Annotated in this window: 28 protein-coding genes and 1 pseudogene; 20 read left to right on the forward strand and 9 right to left on the reverse strand. The window is 43.7% G+C overall.

The window, feature by feature from the left end:
* Positions 1-240 precede the first annotated feature (240 nt).
* The 3 genes from pepE (at position 241) to Q0394_RS09610 (ending at position 2,648) form a co-directional block, all read left to right on the forward strand.
* Positions 241-951 (forward strand): dipeptidase PepE, encoded by a 711-nt coding sequence (gene pepE / locus Q0394_RS09600; protein WP_298947215.1) that lies wholly within the window; start codon positions 241-243, stop codon positions 949-951.
* Positions 952-1,143: 192 nt separating this feature from the next.
* Positions 1,144-2,451 carry a C4-dicarboxylate transporter DcuC gene (dcuC, locus tag Q0394_RS09605; RefSeq protein WP_002949790.1) on the forward strand — a complete coding sequence of 436 codons (1,308 nt, stop codon included), beginning with the start codon at positions 1,144-1,146 and terminating at the stop codon, positions 2,449-2,451.
* The gene (locus tag Q0394_RS09610) at positions 2,424-2,648 is read left to right on the forward strand and encodes a hypothetical protein (protein ID WP_298947217.1); all 225 of its coding nucleotides are present in this window, start codon (positions 2,424-2,426) and stop codon (positions 2,646-2,648) included. The genes dcuC and Q0394_RS09610 overlap by 28 nt, the downstream gene beginning before the upstream one ends.
* A 2-nt stretch (positions 2,649-2,650) precedes the next feature.
* Here Q0394_RS09610 and Q0394_RS09615 read toward each other — a convergent pair whose 3' ends face one another.
* From Q0394_RS09615 to pepT, 4 genes and pseudogenes are all read right to left on the reverse strand, one after another.
* On the reverse strand, positions 2,651-2,890 hold the full coding sequence (locus tag Q0394_RS09615; protein WP_298947219.1) for a hypothetical protein: 240 nt from the start codon (positions 2,888-2,890) through the stop codon (positions 2,651-2,653).
* 21 nt (positions 2,891-2,911) lie between these two features.
* A pseudogene (locus Q0394_RS11985) lies at positions 2,912-2,968 on the reverse strand (sel1 repeat family protein); the annotation flags it as partial.
* An 18-nt stretch (positions 2,969-2,986) separates the two neighbouring features.
* On the reverse strand, positions 2,987-3,112 hold the full coding sequence (locus tag Q0394_RS09620; protein WP_002949786.1) for a hypothetical protein: 126 nt from the start codon (positions 3,110-3,112) through the stop codon (positions 2,987-2,989).
* A 193-nt stretch (positions 3,113-3,305) separates the two neighbouring features.
* Positions 3,306-4,541 carry a peptidase T gene (gene pepT / locus Q0394_RS09625; protein WP_298947222.1) on the reverse strand — a complete coding sequence of 412 codons (1,236 nt, stop codon included), beginning with the start codon at positions 4,539-4,541 and terminating at the stop codon, positions 3,306-3,308.
* Positions 4,542-4,678: 137 nt separating this feature from the next.
* Here pepT and Q0394_RS09630 point away from each other — a divergent pair, with 137 nt between their 5' ends.
* Positions 4,679-5,389, forward strand: coding sequence for a DUF6882 domain-containing protein (locus Q0394_RS09630; protein WP_298947224.1), 711 nt, complete (start codon positions 4,679-4,681; stop codon positions 5,387-5,389).
* A 53-nt stretch (positions 5,390-5,442) separates the two neighbouring features.
* On the opposite strand, the gene Q0394_RS09635 is transcribed toward Q0394_RS09630, so the two are convergent.
* The 3 genes from Q0394_RS09635 to Q0394_RS09645 form a co-directional block, all read right to left on the reverse strand.
* Positions 5,443-6,813 carry a cation:dicarboxylase symporter family transporter gene (locus Q0394_RS09635; RefSeq protein WP_298947226.1) on the reverse strand — a complete coding sequence of 457 codons (1,371 nt, stop codon included), beginning with the start codon at positions 6,811-6,813 and terminating at the stop codon, positions 5,443-5,445.
* 117 nt (positions 6,814-6,930) lie between these two features.
* On the reverse strand, positions 6,931-7,425 hold the full coding sequence (locus tag Q0394_RS09640) for a peptidylprolyl isomerase (RefSeq protein WP_298947228.1): 495 nt from the start codon (positions 7,423-7,425) through the stop codon (positions 6,931-6,933).
* A 14-nt stretch (positions 7,426-7,439) separates the two neighbouring features.
* The gene (locus tag Q0394_RS09645) at positions 7,440-8,147 is read right to left on the reverse strand and encodes a YebC/PmpR family DNA-binding transcriptional regulator (RefSeq protein ID WP_298947230.1); all 708 of its coding nucleotides are present in this window, start codon (positions 8,145-8,147) and stop codon (positions 7,440-7,442) included.
* A 117-nt stretch (positions 8,148-8,264) separates the two neighbouring features.
* On the opposite strand from Q0394_RS09645, the gene Q0394_RS09650 reads away from it, so the two are divergent.
* The 8 genes from Q0394_RS09650 to Q0394_RS09685 all read left to right on the forward strand — a co-directional run bounded on the left by Q0394_RS09650 (position 8,265) and on the right by Q0394_RS09685 (position 16,150).
* Positions 8,265-8,819: a GNAT family N-acetyltransferase gene (locus tag Q0394_RS09650; protein ID WP_298947232.1), complete on the forward strand. Its 555-nt coding sequence runs from the start codon at positions 8,265-8,267 to the stop codon at positions 8,817-8,819.
* Positions 8,816-9,019, forward strand: a complete 204-nt coding sequence (locus Q0394_RS09655; protein WP_298947234.1) for a heavy-metal-associated domain-containing protein — start codon at positions 8,816-8,818, stop codon at positions 9,017-9,019. Before Q0394_RS09650 ends, Q0394_RS09655 begins: the two co-directional genes overlap by 4 nt.
* Positions 9,019-11,178, forward strand: a complete 2,160-nt coding sequence (locus Q0394_RS09660) for a cation-translocating P-type ATPase (protein ID WP_298947236.1) — start codon at positions 9,019-9,021, stop codon at positions 11,176-11,178. The genes Q0394_RS09655 and Q0394_RS09660 overlap by 1 nt, the downstream gene beginning before the upstream one ends.
* 49 nt (positions 11,179-11,227) lie before the next feature.
* Entirely contained in the window at positions 11,228-11,785 is a 558-nt protein-coding gene (locus tag Q0394_RS09665; protein ID WP_298947238.1) for a hypothetical protein, read from the forward strand.
* Entirely contained in the window at positions 11,782-12,597 is an 816-nt protein-coding gene (gene lgt / locus Q0394_RS09670; RefSeq protein ID WP_298085449.1) for a prolipoprotein diacylglyceryl transferase, read from the forward strand. The genes Q0394_RS09665 and lgt overlap by 4 nt, the downstream gene beginning before the upstream one ends.
* A 105-nt stretch (positions 12,598-12,702) precedes the next feature.
* Complete coding sequence (locus tag Q0394_RS09675) at positions 12,703-13,401, forward strand: fumarate reductase cytochrome b subunit (protein WP_298947240.1); 699 nt, start codon at positions 12,703-12,705, stop codon at positions 13,399-13,401.
* Between the two features lie 18 nt (positions 13,402-13,419).
* Positions 13,420-15,438, forward strand: a complete 2,019-nt coding sequence (locus Q0394_RS09680) for a fumarate reductase flavoprotein subunit (protein WP_107710047.1) — start codon at positions 13,420-13,422, stop codon at positions 15,436-15,438.
* Positions 15,431-16,150, forward strand: a complete 720-nt coding sequence (locus Q0394_RS09685) for a fumarate reductase iron-sulfur subunit (protein WP_002953066.1) — start codon at positions 15,431-15,433, stop codon at positions 16,148-16,150. The genes Q0394_RS09680 and Q0394_RS09685 overlap by 8 nt, the downstream gene beginning before the upstream one ends.
* Before the next feature lie 762 nt (positions 16,151-16,912).
* Here the strand turns inward: Q0394_RS09685 and Q0394_RS09690 are convergent.
* Both Q0394_RS09690 and Q0394_RS09695 read right to left on the reverse strand, forming a co-directional pair.
* The gene (locus tag Q0394_RS09690) at positions 16,913-17,191 is read right to left on the reverse strand and encodes a type II toxin-antitoxin system RelE/ParE family toxin (RefSeq protein WP_298947242.1); all 279 of its coding nucleotides are present in this window, start codon (positions 17,189-17,191) and stop codon (positions 16,913-16,915) included.
* Positions 17,185-17,427: a hypothetical protein gene (locus Q0394_RS09695; RefSeq protein WP_298947244.1), complete on the reverse strand. Its 243-nt coding sequence runs from the start codon at positions 17,425-17,427 to the stop codon at positions 17,185-17,187. Before Q0394_RS09695 ends, Q0394_RS09690 begins: the two co-directional genes overlap by 7 nt.
* A gap of 1,541 nt (positions 17,428-18,968) precedes the next feature.
* On the opposite strand from Q0394_RS09695, the gene Q0394_RS09700 reads away from it, so the two are divergent.
* The 8 genes from Q0394_RS09700 (at position 18,969) to Q0394_RS09735 (ending at position 23,312) form a co-directional block, all read left to right on the forward strand.
* Complete coding sequence (locus Q0394_RS09700) at positions 18,969-19,949, forward strand: transposase (RefSeq protein WP_298947246.1); 981 nt, start codon at positions 18,969-18,971, stop codon at positions 19,947-19,949.
* Positions 19,918-20,124: a hypothetical protein gene (locus tag Q0394_RS09705; protein ID WP_298947248.1), complete on the forward strand. Its 207-nt coding sequence runs from the start codon at positions 19,918-19,920 to the stop codon at positions 20,122-20,124. Before Q0394_RS09700 ends, Q0394_RS09705 begins: the two co-directional genes overlap by 32 nt.
* Before the next feature lie 6 nt (positions 20,125-20,130).
* A complete protein-coding gene (locus Q0394_RS09710) occupies positions 20,131-20,331 on the forward strand; it encodes a hypothetical protein (RefSeq protein ID WP_298947249.1) in 201 nt (66 codons plus the stop codon).
* A 2-nt stretch (positions 20,332-20,333) separates the two neighbouring features.
* A complete protein-coding gene (locus Q0394_RS09715) occupies positions 20,334-20,774 on the forward strand; it encodes a hypothetical protein (protein ID WP_298947251.1) in 441 nt (146 codons plus the stop codon).
* A gap of 101 nt (positions 20,775-20,875) precedes the next feature.
* Entirely contained in the window at positions 20,876-21,196 is a 321-nt protein-coding gene (locus Q0394_RS09720; RefSeq protein WP_298947253.1) for a hypothetical protein, read from the forward strand.
* Positions 21,196-22,647: a hypothetical protein gene (locus Q0394_RS09725; protein WP_298947255.1), complete on the forward strand. Its 1,452-nt coding sequence runs from the start codon at positions 21,196-21,198 to the stop codon at positions 22,645-22,647. Before Q0394_RS09720 ends, Q0394_RS09725 begins: the two co-directional genes overlap by 1 nt.
* 3 nt (positions 22,648-22,650) lie before the next feature.
* A complete protein-coding gene (locus tag Q0394_RS09730; RefSeq protein WP_298947258.1) occupies positions 22,651-22,953 on the forward strand; it encodes a hypothetical protein in 303 nt (100 codons plus the stop codon).
* 14 nt (positions 22,954-22,967) lie between these two features.
* Positions 22,968-23,312 carry a hypothetical protein gene (locus Q0394_RS09735; protein WP_298947260.1) on the forward strand — a complete coding sequence of 115 codons (345 nt, stop codon included), beginning with the start codon at positions 22,968-22,970 and terminating at the stop codon, positions 23,310-23,312.
* The last annotated feature ends 23 nt before the right edge of the window (positions 23,313-23,335 follow it).

Genomic DNA, 23,335 nt, shown 5'->3' on the forward strand with positions numbered 1-23,335 from the left:
TGTTAAAATTTGATAATGATATAACCCCGCGGCTTGCGAGACGCTGAAATTTAGCGGAATGATTTTAAACAAATATATTATTTAATCTCATAATATTATCACTTTTTATCGGTTTTTAAGCTCGTTTAGCATATAGTTTTAAAGTTTTTATTTAAAGAAAATTTTTTATATTATATTTATATTTTAAATTACGTTTTTTGATTTTGAGGGAAATAAAATTTGAAAATTTAGGAGGATTTTATGAAGCAGGCTTTGCTCTTAAGCAGTTCGAGTTACAAGGATACGGGCTATCTTAAGCATTGTAAAAACTGGATATACGACTTTTTAAAAGAGTGCGGAGTTTGGGACGAGCAGGTACTTTTTATTCCGTACGCCGGAGTTCGCCGCACGAACGACGAGTATGAGCAAAAGGTCATCGACTGTCTGGAATACAAAAATATCGCGTCTATACATAAATTTAGCGATCCAAAACGCGCCGTAGCCGAGGCTAAAGCTATCTGCATCGGCGGCGGAAATACCTTTGCGCTGCTTTACTATCTTTATAAATTTGATTTAGTGGATGCGATTAAGCAAAGAGCGGAGGCGGGAGTGCCGTATTTTGGCTGGAGCGCGGGCGCAAACGTCGCGGGAAGCACGATGATGACGACGAACGACATGCCTATCATCATGCCAAAGAGCTTTGACGCGTTAAATATCTTCCCGCATCAGATAAATCCGCATTTTATCAGCGGCAAGATCGCCGGACACAACGGCGAAAGCAGGGAGGAGAGGCTGGAAGAGTTTTTGATAGTAAATCAAAAAAGCCTGATCTATGCGCTGCCTGAAGGTACGGCTCTAAGGATAAAAGGCGAAAACGCAACCGTGATGGGTATGGAAAATAGTCCGGTTTTAAAAATGGCGTATCAAAAAGAAACCGAGCTTATAAAGGTCGGAGACAGCTTTAAATTTTAGTCGTTTTCGGTCCGCGGCTCAAATTTCAAATTTGAAACGGTTTTAGAAAAGCTTTCAAATTTGGATTTGGCATCGATCGGCGACAAAAATAAAAAGATTAAATTTGACTCGAAACTAGCGCGCAAAATCCAAGCGGCGTAAATTTGAGTCAAATTTGAAATAGGCATAAAACACAAAACGAAAGGGGACAAAATGGCTACTGCTAAGCTAATCTGTGCGGTCATAGGCTTGATCGCTGTCGTGTTTTTATTGGTCAAAAAAAGAGAGACCAAAACCGTGCTCATCGGCGTGGGACTCGTACTCTGCGTCATCTGTCTAAATCCGCTCGGAGCGCTTGAGAGCTTTACGAAGTCGATGACCTCTGCGGGGCTTATCAAGGCAATTTGCGCCAGCATGGGCTTTGCTTACGTCATGAAGGTGACTAAGTGCGACCAGCACCTGGTTTTGCTACTTACGAAGCCGATGAAAAATATCGGATTTTTGCTGATTCCGGCTACTTTCGTACTGACTTATTTTATCAATATCGCGATACCGTCGGCTGCGGGCTGCTCGGCTGCGGTGGGAGCTACGATGATACCGCTTTTGATGGCTTCTGGCGTACGTCCTGCGATGGCGGGAGCTGCTGTGTTTGCGGGTACGTTTGGCGGCGTGCTAAGCCCTGGCTCTGCGCACAACATTTTCGTAACCGACATGGTAAAAAAGACCAATGAAGCCTACACCGTCCAAGACGTCATCGGCGTGCAGTTTCCAAACGCCGTCGCCGCTGGTATCGTCGTTTTGATCGTGATTAGTTTGACGGCGATTATCTTTAAAGATTATCAAAAAGGACAAGATTTCTCGCCTAAATCTACAAGCAACGCCGGCGAAGCGACGCAGACGAAGGTAAATTTGCTGTTTGCTCTAGCGCCTCTCATTCCGCTAGTTATCCTCGTCGTCGGCGGCACCGGCCTAAATAAAATCTCATGGCTAGCATGGACGAAGATGGGCGTGGCCGAGGCTATGATCCTTGGCGCTATCATCGCGGTTTTCATCACGTGGACGAGCCCGGAAAAGATCACCAAAGAGTTTTTTAACGGTATGGGTAGTGCCTACGCCGAGGTTATGGGTATCATCATCGCTGCCGGCGTTTTCGTCGCAGGTCTAAAGGCGTGCGGAGCGATCGATGCGGTCACTGAGTGGTTGAAACACTCTCAGGAGTTCGTGCGCTACGGCGGTACTTTCGTGCCGTATCTCATGGGTACGGTTACGGGCTCTGGCGACGCGGCTACTATGGCGTTTAACCAAGCTATCACCGTTCACGCCGCGGATCTGGGCTTTGCGCAGGATAAACTAGGCATGGCCGCTGCGATCTCAGGCGCTCTAGGTCGCTCGTCGTCTCCTATCGCGGGTGCAGCGATCGTGTGCGCGGGTCTAGCTATGGTTAGCCCGGTCGAGATAGCCAAGCGAACGGCTCCTGCGATGGCGATAGCCGTGTGCGTTATAGCGTTTTTTATGCTCTAAATTTAGAGTTAAATTTGATAAAGTCGGCGCTTTGCCGACTTTATGCGTTTGCCTGGGCGACGCCAGTCGTCCCGGCTCATGATTTGGTTTTTGCGAGAGATGTTTATACGTGCAGCTTGCCGCTAAAATTTAAGGCTAAAACAGCAAATTTTACCATCAAATTTACCGAGTCAAATTCGCCGCGCAAAGGCGGTTAATGTTATTTTTGAGTAAATTCTTTATAGCGGTTGCAGGCTAGCTCCGGCTCCATTTCGCACGCTTTTTTGAGGTATTTTTCGGCCGCGTTTGCGTCCTCTTTGACGCCTCGACCTTGCGCGTATAGATTGCCTAGGTTGTAGCATCCGCCACCGTTACCTATATTACAGGCTTTGGCGTAAAATTCGCTAGCTTTTGCGTAGTCTTGCCTGGCGCCGCGCCCGTTTGCGTAGGCGAAGCCCAAATTTGAGCAGCCCGCACCGCTGCCTAACTTGTACGCCTTTGAGTAGAGCTCTGCCGCTTTTTGATAGTCTTGCGCGGCTCCTTCCCTAGCGTTATCTTATAAAACTCCAAGCTCGTAGCAGCTTGCACTGTTTCCATCGTCGCACCCCTTTTGCAGTGCGTTTATATCGGCGCCGACAGCCAAAACCAAAGCGGCGATTAGCGGTAAAAATATCTTTTTCATCAAATTTGCTCCTATTTAAATTTGCTTTCGCATTTTACGCAAAGCGAGCTTAAATTTGGGCGAGAGGGTTAAATTTGACGTAAATTTGGGCTAGCGCCGTAAAGGGACGGGTCTCGGTAGCGTAAACCGGCGATAAAGGGATGGCGGCGACTTGCAAATTTGAGAGCGAAGGCGCCCTCAAATTTGACCCGGTTTATTTCTCTGCTATGATTTTTACGATCTCGCAGATGACGTTGCTGGCCGCTCGTAGCGATTTTACCGGCAGGTACTCGTAGATGGAGTGAAAGTTGTGCGCGCCGGTAAAGAGATTCGGACACGGTACGCCTTTTTCCGAGATGACCGCGCCGTCGTATCCGCCTCGCATTGGGATCACTTTTGGCTCGATATTTAGGCGTGCGTAGGCTTGCTTTGCCGCGACGACTGGTAGGCTGTTTTCGCCGTCCTCGAGGTAATTAAATACGTTTTTGTAGCGGTCTTTTAGGCTGATTTGAATTCTGTGTGCGCCGTAAATTTTAGCAAACGAGTCGGCTAGATCTTGTAAAAACGCCATGCGCTGCGCATATTTCGCCTCGTTAAATTCGCGAACATCGAGCTTTAGCACGGTCTTTGCGCTGTTGCCAGATAGCTCCTTGACCCAGTAGTAGCCCTCGACGCCGCCCGTATACTCGGGCGCTTCGCCGCCCGGCAGCATCGAGATAAATTTGTGCACAAGCAGCAATGAGTTTACGAGCTTGCCCTTGGCGTTCATCGGGTGCGCGGACTGTCCGATAAAGGTCACGACCGCGTCGCCGGCGTTCCAGTTTTGGTAAATCAGCTCGCCTATTCCGCAGCAATCAAGGCAGTAGGCAAAATCAGCCTTGATCTCCGAGACGTCAAGCGCCTTGGCTCCGCGCAGGCCTTGTTCCTCGTCGGGCAAAAAGCCAAACGTTACGTCGCCGTGCTCGATTTGCGGGTTTTGTATGAAAAACTGCGCTGCGTTTACGATGGCGGCGATCGCGGCCTTGTCGTCCGCGCCTAGCAGGCTGGTGCCGTCGGTCACGACGAGGTCGTCTCCGACGTAATTAGCAAGCTCCGGGAATTCGCTAAGTTTCAGCGCTATGCCTAGCCCTTTATTTAGTATGACGTCGCCGCCCTCGTAGCGCACGATTTGCGCTTTTGTGTCGTTTTTTTGCTCCGCACTAGTATCAAGGTGTGCGAAAAACGCCACGGACGGCAGTTTTTTAGAGGAATTTGACGGCAAAACGGCCGTAGTTATGGCGTTTTCTCGTCTTTTTATATTTTGCAAGCCAAGCTCCTTTAGCTCGCTTTCTATCAGCTTTGCCAGATCGTGCTCGGTTGGATTAGATGGCATGATGCCCGCTGCGCCCGCTTCGCGGTTTGTGGTGGTGTTGATCTTCGTATAGCGTAAAAATCTCTCGACTATGTCCATGTTCGCTCCTAAATTTGAGATAAAATTTATGAAATTATACTATCTTTTAATTAAGCTTAAAATAAAGTTTTAATATTTTTCAGCAAGTTTAAAAATTTAATCGGTATAATTCGCAAACTAAATTTAAAGGAGCAAAAATGCGAAATTTACGTTACGTAAGCGATTTTTCGGACTTTCACCAGGTTTTTTCGGCGACGCTGGGCAAGATGGCTACGGTGCAAGGTAGATTTGCGGATATCGTCGGTAACCTCGACTGGAACGTTGATTTTGATCGATGCGAGATAGCTTTCGGCGATCAAATTTACAAGATACAGTTTATCGGCAGCGAGTCAAACGTGAGCGACACGTGGCTGTGGGGACACGCGAACGTAAATAACTTCGGCGAGGAGGCAACGCGGTTTTCGGCAGAGGTGTTGCGCGCGGGGCTGGAGTGGGGTTTGCAGGCTTTTAGCGAGCCTAGCTTTGAGCTGGATGAAACATTTAACGGCCATACGCTTTGCATAGCTGCATGCGGAGCGGTGGGCGAAAATTTATGTTACTACGGCTGCAGGCACGATAAGGGCTGCGTGTTTGTGGCTATCACTGACGCGCCGGATTTGCTTTTTGAGTCTCTTAGCGCGCACGAGTTTGTCAAAACAGCAAGTAGCTGCATACAAAATCACGACGTAGATCATAAAATTTTCATCAAAAGCTTTTTGGAATTCAACGGAGTCAAATTTGATGAAAACGTCGAAAAAGGCGGATTTTTTAAAAAAGGCAAAGACGAAATCGTAGCTAAATTTGACAAAGAGCTTTTGATCAAATTTGACGATAAGGGTAGGATTTCGGGGTTTAAGTACGAATTTTAAATTTGAGTAGTTTGAAAAAAGAGGCGATGAGCTAAAAACCCACCGCCTTAAATTTACGAATGGAAGTGAAACTCGTCCGGGTGATCGAGCGCGTAGCGGAATTTCTCCATATCTACTTTTTTATCCCAGATCGAGATGATTAGGCAGCCTACGGCGTTGCCGCAGAGGTTTCCGACCGCGCGCATCTCGGACATAAATTTATCCACGCCAAGCAGCACCGCAACTGTAACCACCGGAATACCGGCGCTTGGAAGTGCGGCAAGCGTACCCGCAAGTATGATAAATCCTGAACCCGTTACGCCCACCGCGCCCTTACTCGTTACCATCAAGATGATGAGAATTTGTATCAAATGCTCGACGGTTAGCGGGATACCGAAAGCTTGAGCAAGGAAAATAACGCTAAGCGATAGGTAGATGTTCGTACAGTCGAGGTTAAACGAGTATCCGGTCGGTATGATGAGTCCGACCGCACCTCTGTGGATACCCGCGGCTTCTAGCTTTTGCATGAGCGGAGCTAGCGCGGTCTCTGAGGAGCTTGTCGCAAATACGATCAAAACTTCTTTTGCGATGAAGCGCATAAATTTAAAAATATTAACCTTTGCAAAATAGCAAATCACGCCCAAAACTACAAAGATAAAAAACAAGCTCGCAAACGCCATAACGAAAAGTAGCTCAAGCATACCCAAAAGCGAGTTGATGCCGAATTTACCGATCAAAAACGCCATCGCGGAAAATGCCGCAACCGGGCTAAATAGCATCAAAATCGTAAGCAGTTTTAGCACCCAGTGCTGAACTATTTCAAGCGGTCTTAGGATCTTCTTTTTATAGTCGTGCTTTAAAAACGAGATCGCGACGGCTGTCACGATAGCCAAAAATAGCACTTGAAGCGTGTTTGATTTGATAAACGGATCAAGCAAATGCACATAAGGGAAAATGCCGTCAACCGGCACAGCGCCGCGTAAAATATGAAGTGTATGCGCTAAAATTCCGCTATTTGCGTCTATATTTGAGGCTTGGCTCGTAAATTTTTCTACGCTAGAGGCATCAAGCTGCGTGTAGTCAAGGTGCATATCGTGGCCTGGTTTTAGCGTCTCGCCAAAGATTATTCCCACGGCAAGAGCTATGGTGCTAACGACCTCAAAGTAAATAAATCCTTTAAGTCCGATAGAGCCCAGTTCCTTCATACTCTCAAGTCCGATGATGCCTGAGACTATCGTGAGGAAAATAATCGGTCCGATGAGAGCTTTTAAAGCTTTGATAAAGTAGTCGATGCCCGGCTTGCTCGCGATGCCTAGATCCGGGAAAATCATGCCGACCGCGATGCCCGCAACGATGCCGAAAACCACCCAAAACGCTAGGTTGGTAAACATTCTAATAAGAAAAGGTTTTTGCGGTTTTGCCGCGTTTGAAACGCTTGGGTTCAAGAGGTGTCCTTTAAAAATTATTAAAAAGGTATTTTAACAAATAAATTTATATAAAAAGATAAAAATTGCAGCGATTTTGGTCAAATTTTACCCGCCGCCGCAAATTTCGTTAAATTTTTACAAACTCTCTAAAATTTCGATCGAGTTTATTTTGTCGCCTTGCCTGACGCTATCTAGCGTCTTTAGGCTCGGCTCGTCCACGATCTGCCCAAACACCGTATGCACGCCGTCAAGGTGCGGCTGCGCGCTGTGGCAGACGAAAAATTGACTTCCACCCGTGTCGCGACCCGCGTGCGCCATAGATAGGGTTCCGCGTTTATGCTTGTGTTTTTGGCCTACGCACTCGCATTTGATGCGCCAGCCCGGACCTCCGGTGCCCGTACCGTGCGGGCAGCCGCCCTGGATCACGAAATTTGGGATCACGCGGTGGAAATTTAATCCGTCGTAAAAGCCGCTTTTGGCTAGGTGCGCGAAATTAGTTACCGCTTGTGGCGCTTCGTCGCCGTAAAGCTCGAGCTTCATATCGCCTTTTTCGGTGTGGATTACGGCAAATTTGAGCTTAGCAAGCTCGGCTGCGTCGATGTCGTAGATTTTTAGTTCGTCGTTTCTCATTTTGTTCCTTAAATTTATTCGATATTTGTATAAACCGCTTGCACGTCATCGTCGTCTTCGAGCTTGTCAAGCAGCTTTTCTACCTCGCTCATTTGCTCTTCATTTAGACTTACTGGCGAGTTTGCGATGTATTGTAGGCTTGCTTTTTTGACTTCAAGCCCCAGCTTTTCGATACCTTCGCTAAGAGTTCCGAAGCTTGCGTAATTACCGTAGATATAGAGTACGCCGTCTTCTTCCTCAATCTCGGTTAGACCAAAGTCGATGAGCTCTAGCTCGATCTCGTCAAGCTCTTTTGCGGGCATATCAAGCTCAAAAACGCTCTTTCTCGTAAACATAAAATTTAAGCTTCCGCTAGGCAAAATTTCGCCGCCGTTTTTGCTAAATATCGCCTTGACATTTGCGACCGTTCGAGTCGGGTTATCAGTAGCGCACTCGACGATGATCTGCACGCCGTGAGCGCCTTTGCCGTCGTAAAAGATGGTCTTGATGTCCGCGCTATCCTTGCCGCTAGCGCGTTTTATCGCCGCGTCAATGTTATCTTTTGGCATATTTTGCGCCTTGGCCGCTGCTATCGCGGCGCGGAGTTTTGGGTTCATATCAGGCTCGGTGCCGCCCTCTTTAGCCGCCACGGTTATGGCTTTTGCGAGTTTTGGAAAAACCTTACTCATCTTGTCCCAGCGCGCTTCCTTCGCGGCGCGCCTATATTCAAACGCTCGTCCCATTTCGTTCCTTTAAAAATTTTTGCCCAATTATATCTAAAAAAATTTTGCATTTTTTTAAAAACGCGAGGTTTTGAGCGTATTAGCAAAAAATTTAGCTTTAAGTCCTATAATCCGAATATGATTTTAAATGCCCAAAAAGTCGACGCCGCGCGCTGCATAGAGCTGTTAAATTTAGCCATGGAGGACATCGCTTTTACGCTTAGCGGCGTGAGCGATCCCGCCAAGAGCGATGAAATTTTGCATAAATTTTTTAGAAGCGAGATAAACCGCCTAAGCTACAACAACGTTTTTGTTTTCAAATTTGACGGCGAGATCGCGGGGGTGATTTGCGCTTACGACGGAGGCGAGATCGACGCGTTAGATGAGCCCATTAGGACGCACTTGCGGACACTAGGCTCAACCGAATTTCCGCAGACGGAGTGCTTTGCGGACGAGCTGTATATCGACAGCCTAGTCGTGGACGAGAGATTTCGCGGACGAGGCATCGCAAAAGAGCTGATCAAATTTATCTTTACCCTCGCACCGAAACGAAATATCAAAAAAGTAGCCCTCATCGTCGATGAAAAAAAGCCAAAAACTATGGCTTTTTACGAGCGTTTGGGCTTTAAAGCCGACTGTGAAATGATCATAAATTCTCACAAATACTATCATATGACAAAGGAGATAGAATGACTAAATTTAAGGTTGCTAATATCCACTGCGAAAACTGCGCAAACACCATAAAAAACGCTCTTGAGGGCGAATACGGCGAGATAAAAGTAGATATGAGCGCCGAGCCAAAGACCGTGAGCGTAAATTTAGAAGGCAAGGACGAGGCGAAATTTAAAGAGGAGCTGGATGATTTGGGATTTAGCGTCATAGAGAAAATTTGATGCAAAATATCAAACTAAACATCGCAGGCATGACCTGCGTAAACTGCTCAAACGCCATCGAGCGCGTGACGAAAAAGATCGCGGGCGTACTAGACGCGAAGGTTAGCTTCGCAAACGGCTCGGGTGAATTTATCGTCGAAAACGCCGAAGTGCAAGCCGTGATAGAGGAAAAAATAAAAAAACTAGGCTACGGCGTGGCAAAGGATTTGGCGGAATTTGAAGCCAAACGCGAGAAACATATCTTAAATTTACGCCGAAATTTCCTAGCCGCTGCAGCCTTTAGCGCGGTGATCATGGCGCTTGAGATGAGCGAGCAACCAAGCGCGGCAAAATCAGCCATCATGCTGGCGCTTGCCTTTATCACGATAGCTACGTGCGGGCGGGACTTTTTTATCCATGCTTACGGCGCGCTAAAAAATAAAAACTTCGATATGAACGTGCTCGTAGCGCTGGGAACAAGCACGGCGTTTGCGTATTCGCTGGGCGTTTTTATCGCGGGCGATCGCCTACCTGAAAATATGCGCCACCTCTACGTCTCGGGTGCAGCCATGATAACGGCTTTCGTGCTGCTTGGTAAATTTTTAGAAGAGCGCTCAAAAGCTCGCGCGGGCGATTATATAAAATCGCTCATGGATATGTCGCCAAAGACCGCTCTCGTACTACAAAAAGACGGTAGCGCGCTGGAAGTCGATGCCGCGAGCCTAAAAATAGGCGACATCGCGGTCGTAAAGAGCGGCTACGCGGTGCCTTGCGACGGGGTCGTGATAAACGGCGGCGCGGAGATCGATACCTCGATGCTAACGGGCGAGAGCCTGCCCGTCTATAAAAAACAAGGCGACGAGGTTAATGCCGGAACTATAAATTTAAACGGCTACATCAACGTAAAGGTTACAAAGTTTGCCGGACAGACGCTTTTGTCGCAAATTTTAGAGCTTTTAAGCGACGCGTCGAGCAAAAAGATGCCTATCAGCCGCTTTGCCGACCGCGTGGCAAATATCTTCGTGCCTAGCGTGATAGCTATCGCCGTCGTTACGTTTTGCGCGTGGTTTGCGGTTACGGGAAATGCGCTACAAGGCGTGCTAAGCGCGGTTTGCGTGCTCATTATCTCATGTCCTTGCGCGCTGGGATTAGCTACTCCGATAGCCATCGTCTCCTCGCTATCTCTGGGAGCTAAAAACGGAATCCTGATCAAAAATCCCGAGGTTTTAGAGGTTCTTGGCGGCGTGAGATACGCGGTATTTGACAAAACCGGAACGCTAACCAAGGGCGAAATTTCAGTAAATTTTACCGATATAAACGATGAAAATTTAGCCAAAATCGCCGCGCTAGAGGCTAAAAGCTCGCATCCGATATCTGCTGCGATCGTTAGATACGCAAACGAGCTAGGGCTTAAAATTTTAGGCGACGAAAAGGGCTTTGAAAATATCGCGGGGCGCGGCGTAAAGAGCGAGGACGGCAGCGTAATAGCGGGCAACGAGGCCTTTTTAAGCGAGCTTGGCGTGGAGATAAATGCGCAGGCTAAAGAGCAAATCGCCAAAGCGCAAAACGAAGGAAACGGCGTAGTGCTAGCCGCCGTGGATAAAATTTACGTTGGATTTATAGCGCTTAGCGACAGGGTAAAAGACGACGCCGCGCAGGCTATCCAAAGCCTCAAAAACGCCGGCGTAACGACCGTAATGCTAACCGGGGATAACGCCTTTACCGCCAAAAACGTGGCGGGCAAGCTAGGCGTAGAGAAGGTCTTTGCCGGCATGCTGCCTAATGAAAAATTTGAAACGATAAAACGTCTGCAAGAAGAGGGTGCGGTGCTATTTGTCGGCGACGGTATCAACGACGCCGCACCGCTAAAACAAGCAAATGCCGGCATCGCGATGAGTAGCGGCGCGGATATCGCAAAAGAGGCCGGCGACGTAGTGCTAGTAAAAAACGATCTAAAAAGCGCGGTATCTACGATAAATTTAGCCAACGAGACGATGAAAACGATAAAACAAAATTTGTTTTGGGCGTTTGTTTATAACGCCGTTTGTATCCCAGTTGCAGCAGGGGTTTTGGCACCGTTAGGACTCATGCTCACGCCTGTTTACGGGGCTGCGGCGATGTGCTTTAGCTCGGTTACTGTCGTGTTAAATTCGATCAGATTACGATTTAAGCAAATCTAAAATTTAGCCTAAATTTTGTAAAATCCCGCAAAAAACACAAAGGAAAATGATGAATTTAGGTAAATTTTACGCCGTGATCGCAAGGATATTTGCGCTAAATTTCGCTCTACCGCCGAGCGCGAAGCTTTTTAGTGAGCTAAATAAAAATCCGAAATGGATAATAACAAACGATAGCGAAGCAAACGCCAAAGGACGCGCGCTATACGAGGAGTCGATAAAAGGCGAGAGCATCGAAGAGATCGCGAAAGACTTCGCAAATTTGAAAAAATATTTTAACGCGGAGTTCTTTTTTGAAGGCGACAAGGCACGGCTCGAGGGCTTTTATAAAAAGTGCAAATTTAGCCCGAATTTAAACGTCAGCGCGCTTGATAGCGTAACAAACGAGCTTTCATTTTTCTCCTCTGCCGTCGAGCTAAAACAAGACGAGCAAACAAAGGAAATTTTGGGCGTTTTGCTAAGCTCCTATCTGCTTCCTTACGCCAAAAAGCTAGCTCCGGTCCTGCAAAACGAAGCAAAAAGTAAATTTTACCGCGCGATGGGCTATCTTTTCGAGGATTTTGCGAGCGGCATCGAAAATACGCTAAAAGTCAAAGTCGTACCTAGATGAGTTGGTGGAACGACTTTTATATAAATTTCGATCCGGTCGCGTTTGAGCTGTTTGGCATCAAGGTGCACTGGTACGGGATAATGTACGTCCTGGCACTGCTCGTGGCGCTTGGCGTGGCTAAATTTATCGTCAAGCGCGATAATATGCAAATCTCAAATTCGCTGCTTGATAATTATTTCTTTTGGGTGGAAATCGGCGTGATACTGGGCGCGAGGCTCGGCTACATCGTCATTTATGATCCAAATACCGCTTATTATCTCACTCATCCTTGGCAGATTTTTAACCCCTTTCACAACGGTGAATTTGTAGGCATTCGCGGCATGAGCTATCACGGCGCTGTGGTCGGGTTTTTGATAGCGACGTGGGCCTTTTGCCGTAAATTTAAGCAAAATTTGTGGCAGCTTTTGGATCTCGTCGCACTTAGTATCCCGCTTGGATATTTTTTCGGTCGTATCGGAAATTTTTTAAACCAAGAGCTGTTCGGTCGTATCACGGATGTCTCATGGGCGATCAACGTCGCGGGGCAGATGCGTCATCCGTCGCAAATTTACGAAGCGGTTTTAGAAGGGCTTGCGGTTTTTGCCATCCTTTTTGTTTATAGAAAATTTAAAAAATTTGACGGCGAACTCATTGCTCTTTATGCCATACTTTATACCTTTGCCAGATTTGTTTGCGAGTTCTTTAGAGAGCCTGATTTCGGTATCGGCTTTGTATTTTTAAATTTATCTATGGGGCAAATACTATCTTTTTTAATGTTTGCATGCGGCATTTTCCTTTATATTATCTTAAATAAAAAATATACAAAGTTTTAAAAGGTTTTTAAAGTAATTTACGATACTATTATGCCGTTTTTATAGTATCGTAATTTAATTTTTTTTTAAGTTATGATAACTTATCTCAATTTTATAGGAGGGCTCATGAGTGGGCTAATCGAGGGCTTCTTAGGTAGGCAAGCGGATACGAAAAAAAGTCGTACTCCTGCCGTTTGGGACAGATGGCAAAGTATAACGGGACTGATTTTGGCCTGTTTTATTTTGTGTCACATGGTATTTACCTCTACCATTTTATTCGGCAAGGGCGCATTTAACGCCGTTGTAGGTTTTGCGGAGGCTAAATTTTTATTCGGCGAGGCTACGTGGTGGATTACTAACGTTATCGCTGCGATAATATTCGTCGTTTTTATCGCTCACGCATTTTTGGCGATGAGAAAATTCCCTGCAAACTACAGACAATACATCATGTTTAGAGGTCATAAAGACCGCATGAAGCACCTTGACACTACGCTTTGGTGGTTTCAGTTTTTGACCGGTTTTGCTCTATTTTTCGCAGCTAGCGCGCACCTAGTCGATATAATCTTCGGCGGACACATTACTGCCGATAAATCAGCGGCCGCATTTCATCAACTAGAAATTTTCTACTTCGCTTTACTTTTATTTATGGTCGTTCACGCTAGCGTGGGAATGTACCGCCTATACGTAAAATGGGTAAGTATCGACGGAGTAAACAAACAAGAGATGTTCGCAAAAAGAAATAAAGCCAAAACTGCGATATTTGCGGTTTTTGGAGTGCTCGCGGTCATCGCGCTGATCGCCGATTTCGTGTGGATCAGTCTTTAGGAAAAGGAGCTTTAAAAAATGAACGTAAAATATTATGATGCATTAGTTATTGGAGGCGGTCTAGCAGGACTACGCGCTGCCGTTGCCGCTGGAGAAAAGGGGCTAAGTACGGTAGTTTTAAGCCTAATTCCGGTTAAGCGTTCGCACTCTGCGGCTGCGCAAGGCGGTATGCAAGCCTCTTTGGGAAATTCAAAAATGAGCGAAGGCGACAACGAGGACGTACACTTTGCCGACACGGTAAAAGGTAGCGACTGGGGCTGCGATCAGCAAGTCGCGCGTATGTTTTGTCAAACCGCGCCTAAGGCGATCCGCGAGCTAGCGGCTTGGGGCGTGCCTTGGACTCGTATAACAAAAGGCGAGAGAAGCGCTATCATCAACGCCCAAAAAACGACTATCGTAGAAAAAGAAGAGGTCCACGGACTTATCCACTCTCGCGACTTTGGCGGAACTAAAAAATGGAGAACATGCTTTACGGCAGACGCTACCGGTCACACTATGCTTTTTGCCGTAGCAAACGAAGCTCTAAAACATAACGTCGAAATTCATGACAGAAAAGAAGCTATCGCGCTAATCCACGCAAACAACCGCTGTTACGGCGCGATCGTTCGCGATCTAGTTAACGGCGAGATCACGGCATACGTCGCAAAGGGTACGCTAATCGCTACGGGCGGCTACGGCAGGGTTTATAAACACACTACAAACGCCGTAGTTTGCGAAGGTATCGGTGCAGCTATCGCTCTTGAGACGGGAGTTGCGCAACTAGGAAATATGGAAGCGGTGCAGTTTCACCCGACTCCGATCGTTCCATCAGGCATTCTCTTAACAGAAGGCTGCCGCGGCGACGGCGGAATTTTACGCGACGTGGACGGATATCGATTTATGCCTGATTATGAGCCTGAGAAAAAAGAACTAGCTAGCCGCGACGTCGTAAGTCGCCGCATCATGGAGCATATCCGCGCAGGTAAAGGCGTACCTAGCCCTTATGGCTATCACGTTTGGCTAGATATCTCGATCCTAGGACGCGAGCATATCGAGAAAAACTTACGCGACGTTCAAGAAATTTGCGAAATCTTTAACGGCATTGATCCTGCCGATACCGAAGTATATACCGACGAGAACGGACGACAGCGCGGTAAGGGCTGGGCGCCGATCCTACCTATGCAGCACTACTCTATGGGTGGCATAAAAACTAAGCCTACAGGCGAGAGCCCGACGCTAGCGGGTCTATTTAGTGCTGGCGAAGCTGCGTGCTGGGATATGCACGGATTTAACCGTCTAGGCGGCAACTCCGTTTCGGAAACTGTCGTCGCGGGCATGATCGTGGGTGATTATTTTGCCGACTACTGCGGTAAGCACGAGATCGAAATAAACACCAACGATATCGAAAAATTCGTTAAAAAAGAGGAAGATTATCTAAAGAGCCTGGTTGAAAAAGAGGGCAAATTTAACGTATTTGAGATCAAAAACAAGATGAAAGACATCATGTGGGAGCACGTGGCGATCTTTAGAACCGGCGAAGGTCTAGCCGTAGCGGTAAAAGAGCTAGAAGAACTTTATAAACAATCTTTGGACGTCAAAGTTACAAACAAGGCGCTATTTGGCAACCCTGAGCTTGAAGAAGCCTACCGCGTACCAAAGATGCTAAAACTGGCCCTTTGTATCGCAAAAGGCGCGCTTGATCGCACCGAGAGCCGCGGAGCGCACTGCCGCGAGGACTATCCGAAACGCGACGACCTAAACTGGCTAAACAGAACTCTAACTAGCTGGAAAGAGGGCGATACGCTACCGACCATCGTGTATGAGCCGCTTGACATCATGAAAATGGAAATTCCGCCGGCATTCCGCGGATACGGAGCTAAGGGTAACATCATCGAGCACCCCGACAGCGCCGTACGCCAAGCGCAGGTCGATGAGATCCGCGCCAAAATGGAAGCCGAAGGCAAAGGCAGATATGAGATCCAAGAAGCGCTAATGCACTATGATCTTCAGCCTAAATATAAAGCACCAAACGAAAGAGCAGGAATAGGATATGAGTAGAAAAATCACCATAAAAGCATTTAAATATAATCCGCTAAGCAAAATTTCAAAGCCGCATTTCGCGACCTACGAGCTAGAGGAAACCGACGGTATGACGCTCTTTATAGCGTTAAATCAAATTCGTGAGAAATTTGACCCGGATCTTAGCTTTGACTTCGTTTGCCGCGCGGGTATCTGCGGCAGCTGCGGTATGCTAGTTAACGGTACGCCAAAGCTTGCTTGCCGTACGCTAACCAAAGACTATCCAAACGGCGTGATCGAGCTTATGCCTTTGCCGGTATTTAAACTACTAAAAGACCTAAGCGTAGACACGGGTAACTGGATGAACGCGATGAGTAAGCGCGTGGAGAGCTGGATACACACCGACCACGAGACCGATATCTCTAAGCTTGAGGAAAAGGTTGAGCCTGAAGTGGCGCAGGAAGTATTTGAGCTTGATCGCTGCATCGAATGCGGTATCTGTGTAGCTGCGTGCGGTACGGCTATCATGAGGCCTGATTTCATCGGTGCGGTCGGACTTAACCGCGTGGCTAGATTTAAAATCGACGCGCTTGATAAACGAACCGACGAGGACTTTTACGAGCTTATCGGCGATGATGACGGCGTGTTTGGCTGTATGACTTTGCTAGGCTGCGAGGATAACTGCCCTAAACACCTTCCGCTTCAAAGCAGGATCGCATATATGCGCAGAAAGATGGCTGTAATAAAGTAGCCAGGGGGTCGTAAGACCCCTTTTAAATTTAACTTTAAATTTTACTTTACCTCTTCTCAAATTTTATCGTCGAATTTGCCCTTTGAATTGGATTAAATTTATTCAAATTTGATGATACTTACTTTGTTAAATTTTCCAAAATATGCGGATATACGAAAAAGTCAAATTTTACTTAATTTTAAATTTGATTACAATTTTTTATGCTTGGTTTTTGCCCGCTTTGACTTCCCCGGTATAAATTTATAAATTGTATCTATTTGACTGTAAGACTTAGTTGTATTTAATTATTTTTGCTTTAGGTGGTAAAATATACTTCTTTTCTATAAAGTGCACATAAATTTATGATAAGGCAAAATGATTTTAAGCTCGTACTTTGAAAGCTTTTGAAATCTTGTGAAAATGATACTTGGTGGAAGCGAGGTTGTTCGAAATCTTGCTTTAAGTATCGTATTTAGCGCACTTCTCTAGAAAATAAAGCCAATTTTTACACACTTAAAAACACATTTATGGCACTTTTACGAGGCTGCTAAAAAAAGTTTAAGCTAAGCGGCGGTAAAAAATCGGTAATGAAAAGTTTAGTTTTCAATACAAAAACGCAGGTGTGCCCTAAAATAGGCACTTTGCAATTTAAGCATTTGTCGTTTTTAAGTTTCAAACGCTTAAACGGCTAAATTTTCTTAAGAATAGGGTATGTTTCACGGCTTTTTTAGCTCGAAACTTAATTAAGGTTAAAATGTGAAACAAAAGCCGTTTTTATTCGTTTCACGCTTGCCACTTATTCGCGCCGTAAATGCCTAAAACATAAATAGCGTCATCCTCTATCGCGTAAGGTATCACGTAGCTTTTAAAAATAAGGTCTCTAACGCGCTCATCGTCAAAGCTTGCGGACTTGCGGCACATAAAAGGGCTGTCGCTTATCGTTTGTAGTTTTGCAATCAGCTTGTCTCTAAAATCGCGCGCTCTGTTTGGGCTATTCTTTGCGATAAAGTCAAACACTGCCTTTAGCTCGCGGTTAAAGCGTGCCGTGCGTCTAATTACCATTTTTCCATCTCAGCTTTTAACGTCTCTAACGGATAGGTTTCAAGCTCGCCGCGCCTGATAGCTTCAACGTCAGCTTTGTAATCGGCTATCCTTTGCTCCATTGTCTTACCGTCGTCGTAGATCGGATAATCCTCGTCGATAATCAGCTTCTGATTAGTCGTATCCGCCAACGCTTTACTTATTGCCACTATTTGGCTTATCAGCGTTTCGTCTGCTCGTATGGTTAGAGTTTGCATATCCTAGCCTTTGTTTTAAAATTCACCACTATTGTACCGCCATTAGCTTACGGTAAAATAAAGCGTTCATTTTGTTTCTGTCGTATCGTCTTGGACCTGATATTGTCGCGCTTTGCTTCGCTTATGGCTGTTCATTTTTGCGCTCATTTCATCGGATCTATTTTGAGCCTGCGCTGATAGCGACGATATTTTAGCTTTGGCTAAGTGCTCATTTTGGGGCTGTTAATTTTTACCGCCTGGCTATGTTAAACGCGGGATTTTACTGTTAAATTTTTATGTTTCGTTAATGCTGTTTAATACTGTCTTTGGCGCGGTTTATGGTTTTATTTTGCCTTAGTACTTTTCCAAAAAATACGACGCGCAAAAAATGAAATGCACCCGGCCGATGTTTTAGCTACTCAGTTGTATAGATTTGACCTGCCCCTACGGTTTGACTACTTTACAGACTTAGGCTAAAATTGCGACTAGTCGCAAAACATTTCAAAGTCTGCAAAAATTTTAAAATCCTGACGGTAGTAAAGAAAATGCGGCTACGCCGACCCCCACTAGCTCGCTATTTAGTAAAGGACCCTAAGAAATTTAATCTATCAAAAATAAAATATTATGATAATGCCATAATCTAAAAGAATACTTACTTCTGACAATCATCTATTGTGTGTTTTAGGCTATGGGGTGTGTGCCTGCCCTCTGGCGTGCGCTGGTATGTTGTTGTTGTGTATTGTTTCGCTTGTATTGTGAGTAGCTCTCGGCGTGTTGAGATATTGCCCCGCGTGAGATGTGCGGGGCGTGTGTCTAGTTTTTCGCGCTGTGATTGTGCTTGTAGGTCTTGTAAGCTTCGTATAGCGCATAAGCTAACGTGATGGTAGCTAGCGTAATGATGAAATTCATTTTTGTCCCCTTTTATTTCCTGCCTTATTTGCCTAAGTGCTTTTTATCCCACGCGGCTATTTTATCGCCAAAGAATACTAACGCTAAGATTAAAGCCCACGCAAAAACGTGCATAAAAATCTCGCCACCGTTCATTATTTACCCCTTTGTCCGTATATTGCAAAGCTTAAGAGGGCTAGCCCCTCGACAACTGCAAAAACTGCGCTAAAATCCGCTTTAACAAATTGCAAAGCGTAAGCGCCGTTTGCGAAAATCCCTAAACCGATATTTTTAATCAATTCTACCATAATTTTTAAGGGTATGATATTTTACTTTGCCGCTCGCTTGTTTCACTCGCTCGCTAGACCCCGCGTGAGGTTTAAGGAAAGTGTGGTAAAAATGGTTAATGAAAAGAGAATGCGGGTAAATGATACTCTATCTACTAAGGGGGTCTGAAACTTGTATGATACCACTCAAGTTTTTAACCTAATCCGTTAAGACTTCGTTAAAATGTTTTCCGTGAAGTTCCACGTGTCTGAATTAGGGGTTTAACCCTGCTTTTAAGATTTTTGGGCTTCACGGGCTTAATATAATTCGTTTAAAAATCTTAGTGTTTAACACTGAATACAAGAAAGAATTAAAAGCCAAACATTTTAAAATTTAAGGGGTATCAGATGAAAAAAGTTTTCTTTGTCGGTGCTGACGTTTCAAGAGAAAAAATAGATTTTTGCTTTTTAACTTCCGTTGAAAATGCAAAGCCTAAATTTGTATCGCTCCCTAACGATACGGATACAATCAAAGCTTATTTTAAACCATTTATCAAAGATGATATATTTATCGTTTTTGAGCACACAAATAACTATCACGTGCCGCTTCAGTCTGCTTTAACTGATTTAAGTATAAAGCACAGCGCGCTAAACCCTGCTAAAATTTCACACTTTTTAAAACATCTAACTTTTCAAAAATCAGATATAACAGACGCTTACGGCTTGGCTCTATATTGTAAAATTTTTAAAGCCGATTTAAACCCTAGCGTTTATAATCGTGAGTATGGCTTAATCAAAAGCTACAATTCTACTATACTTCTCTTGGCTAAAATCCAAACTCAGTTAAAGAATTTTAAAAAATCTCAAGACTTCGTAGCAGATACGGAGCTATCAGAAATAATAAAATCTCTCACGGTTCAAGTCCAAAAAACACAAGAAAAAATAAAACTTATAGCATTTGAAATTTTAAAATCATTTGTTCCAAACTGCGAGCAAATTATCAAAGAGAATAAGGGCTTCGGTATTGACCTAGCTTTAAATTTGTTCCCTCAACTCCACTTTAACCGCGCCAAATCTGAAAAGCAGTTTATTTCATTTCTTGGCTTAAGCCCTCGCATATACGAAAGCGGTTCAAGCGTGCATAAGTCACCTAAAATAAACAAACGCGGTAGTTCCGCAATAAGGCGTATATTGTTCCTTAATGCTATCTCTTGCGCTAGATTTAACTCTAAATTTAAGCAAAGATACGAAACTTTAGTAAGCAAAGGTAAAAAGAAAAAAGTTGCGCTTGTCGCTGTTATGTGTGCGATTGTGCGTTATTTAAAATCTTTGTTCCCACTAAACGAAAGTTATATCAATGAAAGTTTATATCACACTCGCACAAGCTAAATTTTTATTAAGTGCTTATAACTTACTTGCCAGTAAGTATAAAAAAATATCCCGTAAGGATATTATCAAAGATAGCGGTATAGATGAAAGCACAGTATCAAGGATAATACAAGACCGCTATTTGCTAGAAAATAAAATTAACGAAATAAATCAAAATTTGAAAATAAAGGAGTAAACCAAGATGCTAAAACTTGAAGTTCGTTCCCCGCACTCAAAGCAGTTTTACGGCGACAAGTTCGCCGAAGTAGCTCGCATTGATTACGAGAATAACGAATTGGCATTTATAGCAGGGTTTAACAATAATAGACCGGTGCTATATATTCAAAAAGGTTTTTCAGATACTGAATTCAGACTACACGAAAATAAAACAAAAAAGGATTAACAATGGCAAAAACTACATCACCACTATACACACCAGAGCAAGAGCAGCACGCAAAAGAAATTTACCGTGCGCTAAATCAATCAAAAGACCTATTCGAGCAAAAAATTAGGGTCAAAAAGTTAAAAGAGGTAGAGGGCAAAATCAAAAAAGATAAAGACGGCAACGATATTATAAACGATTTTGGTGAGCCTGAAAGGTGGGATAATAGCTACCACTTAACTTATGTTGCGATGAATAGCGGCGGCGAGCATACGACGCGTATAACGCAAGCCCAGTTCCACGAGCTAGACGAGGACGAGATATATATCGCTAGCGGTAAGGTAGAGTTTAGGTTATATGCTGACGCTTATAATACTACACCCGTTATCGTATTTGACAAATTTGTCCCTGCCGTAGACCTCTTTGTCACGGCAATGCTACAGCTTGAAAGCTCGAAAGCTTGAATTTTAGGGCGTTTGGCTTAGCCTGCGCCCCGCCTCTCAGGTGGTAAGGGTGGGTCAAAGCTAAGTTAAAGCCCTCAAACAAAAACAAAGGATTTTATAAAATGACTTATTCTCAAATATTCTTAGACGATACTAAAACCTTTTTAGAAAAGCTTAGCTATTTTTCAAAATTTGCAAGCTATTTTATAAAATCTGTTCGTGATACATTTGGCGTCGAGGTTGATATTACTACTAATAAACAGTTTTTTATTTTTACTGTTTCTTTATATGCGGACGATATGAGCTATTTAATCGATATCGCCCATATAAATATTTATAATCTACATTTGATTTTTTTGGCTGATAGTTTTTTAATAGATGACGGTAACGCGTCGAAATTTAACAAATTATTCGTAGAATTATTTAACAGCGAGGCGAATTAATGCAAGTAATATCAGCTCCGAAAATCGTTCATCAGGGTATCGATACGCTAGTATTTGGCATAAATTGCACTGATGAAGCCGTATTTCTTACAAAATTTAAGCGTTTTGTATCAATAGTAAAAACCGCTAAAGAAGCGGCGCAAAGTGTAAATACATTCGGCGAAAAGTTTTATAAAACCGATTTGGGTTTAGATTACGGCGATTTTTTTGTAAGTAGCAAAGGTTTAGGCGGTTCTTATTTTGGATTTGTAAAAAATGATGATGTATTTTTTTCGGTTTCTGATACGGATTTCGAGGCAAATAGCTTATATCACATAAAATTACAGTTTAGGTCTATATATTTACTCAAATACGGCTTTATTGTTTGTATTGAGCAAGTTAAAAAGTTTTTGAATGATATTTTTGACGGCAAATTTGAAATTAAGATTTTGCGTGTTGATGTCTGTTCAGATGTCGCAGGGATAAAATATACTCCCGTTGATTTTTTTAATTTTAGGTCGCTTAAAAAAATTAGCCATTTCTCACAAGCCACTATAAAAGAAACGGGCGATGATAGCGTTATAGTAAGTGAGGATGATAACGGTTTAAGTAATATTTCTTTGGTTGATGTAGGGATAAATAATTTTTATCAATTTTATAGATTTGAGGGTATGAGTTTCGGAAAAAATCCTGATATGTTTCGCGTTTATGACAAGATAAAGCAGATAGAGCAAAAAAATATCTCAACTCTTGTTTTTACTAAGTGGGAATTAAACGGCTTTGATTTTAACCGTGATATGTGCGTTTTTAGACACGAAGCAGAATTTGGGCGTTTGCGTATTCGTAAATTAATGCCGCTTGATGTAAAAGATGAAGTTGAATATTTAATAAATAATGTTGGTCGTTTTTGGGCTACGGGCTTAAATATTTGTAAATGGTATGATTTAACTGATGACGAGCGTTCCCGTATTTCGGGTAGTAATATACAGACAGATAGTATGCGCAAAATTTATCAGCGTTGTGAGCAAGATGAAAAACGTTTAAAGTTTTGGGATTTCTTAGCTGGTTGGGATGAAAATCGTTTCACTAAGCTATCAAAGCACGATTTTATAAAGTCAAAAGATTTAAAACAAGCTAAAAAGGCTTTAAAGGCGTTTGTTTCTGCCGTTTATACAAATTTAGGTTACGATTATCATAACTTTCTGATTGTGCTTGATGAAGTTAAAAAAGATTTAGACAAGCAAGGGCTAAATTTACATGAATATGGCTTAAGTAAGCTAGCGGGTAATTTTAACAAAAATGAAAAGGTTATAAGTGATTGTGGGGTTTATATTGATAATCCGCTTACTAGTTCAATGTATTTCGGGTTAGATGAGTTTATTATCGCTTTAAAAGAGATACGTAGCGAGGAGTATAAAAAGCCTATTAAAGATGCTCTGAAAATACTACAGGCACAAAGATTTGAGGATTAAAAGATGAATATTTTAGAGCAAATTCTCGACGAATATTTAAAACACAATAATAAGTTTTGTATTGATTTAGCACATTATCAAATTAAGCGTGAGTATTTTGAGCAAAAAGCAAAAATTATTTATCAGACGCAAAATTTAAAAGCCACGCCTAAAAATTGGCTTGGCTCGCAAATATTTAAGGAATATGAGGAGGATTGCAAGCAGTTAAATTTAAAAAAGTTTTGTAATGATAGGGATTTTGAATTAAGGCGCGGCAGGGTTTATCTTTTTGCCGTCAAACAGCAAAGTTTAAATTTATTTGATTAAAAGGAGATTAAAAGATGTCAAGAAGTGTTAAAGAGGTAATCGCTAAGACAAGCGAGGCGGCTAATAATATACTTGGGGCTTTATCGCCCGTTTTAAGCGTATTTTTTCCAAAGGCTAAAGCAGGTGCAGTCCTTGCGGGCACAGTGCTTGAAAAATTATCTGAAATCGATGACAATAAGGCGCAAAGTGAAGTTCTAGGTCTTACTGCTACGGCTGAAGCTTTAGATAACTATCTTATTCAGATTGAGCAGGGTAAGACACCAAACAAAGACGAAGTGATTAAGTTGCTCGAGCAGGCGTCGGCAAATATAAAAGCTATTGATGCGGCTTGGGATAAAGTTTATAAAATAATTTCATAAAGGAGTAAAAATGCCAGTAATTC

The sequence above is a fragment of the uncultured Campylobacter sp. genome (genome assembly GCF_938039205.1).
Lineage (GTDB): Bacteria > Campylobacterota > Campylobacteria > Campylobacterales > Campylobacteraceae > Campylobacter_A.